Genomic DNA, 4,500 nt, shown 5'->3' on the forward strand with positions numbered 1-4,500 from the left:
CTCGTGGCCCCTGCCGCCCGCCTCGTGCCGGTGGATCCGGCACTGGGTGACCGGGCCTGCCTGGTCGCGCTCGCCGCCACGGCTTACCGGGCGCTCGGTGGCCTCGCCGCCGGAGCCACGCCGCTGATCGTGGGGCACGGCGTGCTCGGGCGGCTGCTGGCTCGCCTCACCGTCGCTGTCGGCGCAGAGCCGACGGTCTGGGAGACGGACCCGACCCGGCGGGACGGTGGCACCGGCTACGCGGTTCTGGCGCCGGACGAGGATGCCCGGCGCGACTATGCGGTGATCACCGATGTCAGCGGTGACGCCTCCGGCCTCGACGGGCTGATCACCCACCTCGCGCCCGGCGGCGAGATCGTGCTCGCCGGCTTCTACGAGGCGCCGCTGTCCTTCGCCTTCCCGCCTGCCTTCATGCGGGAAGCCCGGATCCGGATCTCGGCCGAGTTCCGCTCCGACGACCTCGCGGCCGTCACGGCTCTGATCGAAGGCGGCCGGCTCTCTCTCGATGGGCTGATCACCCACCGCGCCCCGGCGGCGCAAGCCCAGGACGCGTACCGCACCGCCTTCGCCGATCCCGCCTGCCTCAAGATGATTCTCGACTGGAGGGACGCCGCGTGAACGTTCAGCTCAACAAGGCCGCCCTCGACCAGGCCACCCAACTCCGCGCCGAGGCGGCGATCGAGCCGGATGCGGTCTCCACCGCGCCGGCGAAGAAGGAGACGCAGATCATCGCGATCTACGGCAAGGGCGGCATCGGCAAATCGTTCACCCTGGCCAACCTCAGCTACATGATGGCCCAACAGGGCAAGAAGGTCCTGCTGATCGGCTGCGACCCGAAGAGCGACACAACCTCCCTGCTGTTCGGCGGCAAGGCCTGCCCGACCATCATCGAGACCTCCACCAAGAAGAAGCTCGCCGGCGAGGCGGTGGCGATCGGCGATGTCTGCTTCAAGCGCGACGGCGTCTACGCCATGGAACTCGGCGGCCCCGAAGTCGGGCGCGGCTGCGGCGGCCGGGGTATCATCCACGGCTTCGAGCTGCTGGAGAAGCTCGGCTTCCACGAGTGGGGCTTCGACTTCGTCCTCCTGGACTTCCTGGGCGACGTGGTCTGCGGCGGCTTCGGCCTGCCGATCGCCCGGGACATGTGCCAGAAGGTCATCGTCGTCGGCTCGAACGACCTGCAATCGCTCTACGTCGCCAACAACGTCTGCTCGGCCGTCGAGTATTTCCGCAAGCTCGGCGGCAATGTCGGCGTCGGCGGCCTGGTGATCAACAAGGACGACGGCACCGGCGAGGCCCAGGCCTTCGCGGACGCCGCCGGCATCCCGGTCCTGGCCTCGATCCCGGCCGACGACGACATCCGCCGCAAGAGCGCGAATTACGAGATCATCGGTCGGCCGGAGAGCCGCTGGGGCAGCCTGTTCTCGGACCTGGCCGCCAACGTCGCGACGGCGGCGCCGCACCGGCCGACTCCGCTCACGCAGGATGGGCTGCTCGGCCTGTTCTCGAGCGACGTGACCGGCCGCGACGTGGTCCTGGTCCCGGCGACTCACGAGGACATGTGCGGCGTCGCCCACGTGACCAAGCCGTCCCTCGAAGTCGTCTACGACGAGGTCTAGGGCATGGCCGTCTCCCTCGACATCGCCGATCTGCGCGCCCGCAAGGCCTCCGCGCCCGTCGACCTCGCCGCTACCCAGGGCGACGGGCTCGGCTGCCACGCCGGCAAGGACGCGATGCGGGCGGCCGCCGAGGCGGCCGGCATGTCGGAGACGCTCGCGAAGCTGCGGGAGGATTATCCGCAGGGTCCGCACGACCAGCCGCAGAGCATGTGTCCCGCCTTCGGCTCGCTCCGGGTCGGCCTGCGCATGCGCCGCACCGCCACGATCCTGTCCGGGTCGGCCTGCTGCGTCTACGGACTGACCTTCACGTCGCACTTCTACGGTGCCCGGCGCAGCGTCGGCTACGTGCCGTTCAACTCGGAGACGCTGGTCACCGGCAAGCTGTTCGAGGACATCCGCGATGCGGTGTTCGCCACGGCCAAGCCCGCGGATTACGACGCCGTGGTCGTCATCAACCTCTGTGTCCCCACCGCCTCCGGCGTCCCGCTCCGCCTGTTGCCGAAGGAGATCGACGGCGTCCGGGTGATCGGCATCGACGTCCCGGGATTCGGGGTCCCGACCCATGCCGAGGCCAAGGACGTGCTCGCCGGCGCGATGCTGAAGGTCGCCCGCACCGAGGCCGAGCAGGGGCCCGTCGCGACCCCACGCGGCGGCCGTTCGGAGCGCCCGAGCGTGGCTCTGCTCGGCGAGATCTTCCCGGCTGATCCGGTGGTGATCGCCGCCTTGTTGGAGCCTCTGGGCCTCGCGGCCGGGCCGGTGGTCCCGACCCGCGAATGGCGCGAACTCTACGCTGCCCTCGATTGCACCGCGGTCGCCGCGATCCACCCGTTCTACACGGCCTCGATCCGCGAGTTCGAAGCCGCCGGCCGGCCGGTGGTCGGCTCCGCCCCGGTGGGGGTCGACGGCACTGCCGACTGGCTCGACCGGATCGGTGAGGCCTGCGGCGTCGCCCGGGCCACCGTCGAGGCGGCCAAGAACCAGCTCCTGCCCGGCATCCGCGGCGCGCTTGCCGCCATGCCGATCAAGGGCCGGATCACGCTTTCGGGCTACGAGGGTTCGGAACTGCTGGTCGCGCGGCTCCTCGTGGAAAGCGGGGCCGAGGTCCCGTATGTCGGCACCGCTTGTCCGCGTACGCCGTGGTCCGAGGCCGATCGCGACTGGCTGGAAGCTCGCGGTACCCAAGTTCGCTATCGGGCCTCCCTCGAGGACGACCTCTACGCCCTCGACGCGCTGAAGCCGGATCTGGCCATCGGCACGACGCCGGTGGTGCAGAAGGCCAAGGAGCGCGGCACGCCCGCCCTCTACTTCACCAACCTGATCTCGGCGCGCCCGCTCATGGGCGCGGCAGGAGCCGGCTCCCTGGCGCGAGTGATCAACGCCGCCCTGGCCAACAAGCCCCGCTTCGACGCGATGCGCGACTTCTTCGAGGGCGTCGGCACCGGCTTCTCCGCCGGCGTCTGGCAGGACACGCCGCAGCGGCGGCAGGGTCCGAAGATCGAAGGCCCGATGAAGCCGATCGGGGAGATGGTGTAATGCTGATCCTCGATCACGACAGGGCCGGGGGCTACTGGGGCGCCGTCTACGTCTTCACGGCGATCAAGGGCCTGCAGGTCGTCATCGACGGCCCGGTCGGCTGCGAGAACCTGCCGGTCACCTCGGTGCTCCACTACACCGATGCGCTGCCGCCGCACGAGCTGCCGATCGTCGTCACCGGCCTCGCCGAGGAAGAACTTGGCCGCCACGGCACCGAGGGGGCGATGAAGCGCGCCCACGCCACCCTCGATCCGGGCCAGCCCAGCGTGGTGGTCACCGGTTCGATCGCCGAGATGATCGGTGGCGGCGTGACCCCCGAGGGCACCGGCCTCCAGCGCTTCCTCCCGCGCACCATCGACGAGGACCAGTGGCAGGCTGCCGACCGCGCCATACGCTGGCTCTGGCAGGAATACGCCGCCAAGAAGTTCGCCAAGAAGGGCATCCCGGCGCGTCCCGAGAAGAAATCCGGCGAGCGCCCGCGGGTGAACATCATCGGCCCGGCCTACGGCACCTTCAACATGCCCTCCGACCTCGCCGAGATCCGGCGCCTAGTGGAAGGGATCGGGGCCGACGTGAATCTGACCTTTCCGCTGGGTTCGCACCTCGCGGACGTGCCCAAGCTCGTCAACGCCGACGCCAACATCTGTCTCTACCGCGAGTTCGGCCGTCTGCTCTGCGAAGATCTGGAGCGGCCCTACCTGCAGGCGCCGATCGGCATCCTCTCGACCACCAAGTTCCTGCGCTCGCTCGGCGCGATCCTCGGTCTCGACCCGGAGCCGTTCATCGAGCGCGAGCGCCACACCACGATCAAGCCGGTCTGGGACCTCTGGCGCTCGGTCACGCAGGACTTCTTCGGGACTGCCAGCTTCGGGATCGTCGCGACCGAGACCTACGCCCGCGGCGTGCGGCACTTCCTCGAAGACGAGATGGGCTTGCCCTGCAACTTCGCGTTCAGCCGCTCGGCCGGGCAGAAGCCCGACAACGACGCCGTGCGCAAGGCCGTCGCCGAGAAGACGCCGCTGGTGCTGTTCGGCTCGTTCAACGAGCGGATGTACCTCGCCGAGTGCGGAGCCCGGGCCACCTACATCCCGGCCTCGTTCCCCGGCGCCATCATCCGGCGGCACACCGGCACGCCGTTCATGGGTTTTGCCGGCGCGACCTACCTGGTCCAGGAAGTCTGCAACGCCCTGTTCGACACGCTCTTCCACATCCTGCCGCTCGCCCGCGACATGGACAAGGTCGAGGCGACCCCGGCGCGCCGCCATCGCGAGCTGCCCTGGGACGAAGCCGCCCGCGCGGCGCTGGACGAGCTGGTCGAGGCGCAGCCGGTTCTGGCCCGCATCTCCGC

Annotated in this window: 4 protein-coding genes; all 4 read left to right on the forward strand. The window is 70.0% G+C overall.

Annotation, left to right across the window (positions count from 1 at the left end; translation table 11 throughout):
- On the forward strand, window positions 1–618 hold a 618-nt coding region (locus tag FV228_RS21215), incomplete at its 5' end, for a chlorophyll synthesis pathway protein BchC (protein WP_147856423.1).
- Window positions 615–1,619: a chlorophyllide a reductase iron protein subunit X gene (locus tag FV228_RS21220; protein WP_147856424.1), complete on the forward strand. Its 1,005-nt coding sequence runs from the start codon at window positions 615–617 to the stop codon at window positions 1,617–1,619. The genes FV228_RS21215 and FV228_RS21220, both read left to right, overlap by 4 nt.
- 3 nt (window positions 1,620–1,622) lie before the next feature.
- Window positions 1,623–3,152, forward strand: coding sequence for a chlorophyllide a reductase subunit Y (bchY, locus tag FV228_RS21225; RefSeq protein ID WP_147856425.1), 1,530 nt, complete (start codon window positions 1,623–1,625; stop codon window positions 3,150–3,152).
- The coding region (gene bchZ / locus FV228_RS21230; RefSeq protein WP_147856426.1) for a chlorophyllide a reductase subunit Z at window positions 3,152–4,500 on the forward strand (1,349 nt) is incomplete at its 3' end. The genes bchY and bchZ, both read left to right, overlap by 1 nt.

Origin of the sequence: Methylobacterium sp. WL18 (assembly GCF_008040015.1) — a bacterium.
GTDB lineage: Bacteria > Pseudomonadota > Alphaproteobacteria > Rhizobiales > Beijerinckiaceae > Methylobacterium > Methylobacterium mesophilicum.

What these genes read in the sequence shown, in the direction of transcription:
- bchY (WP_147856425.1), top strand. Translation starts at nt 1,623, where the DNA reads ATGGCCGTCTCCCTCGACATCGCCGATCTGCGCGCCCGCAAGGCCTCC.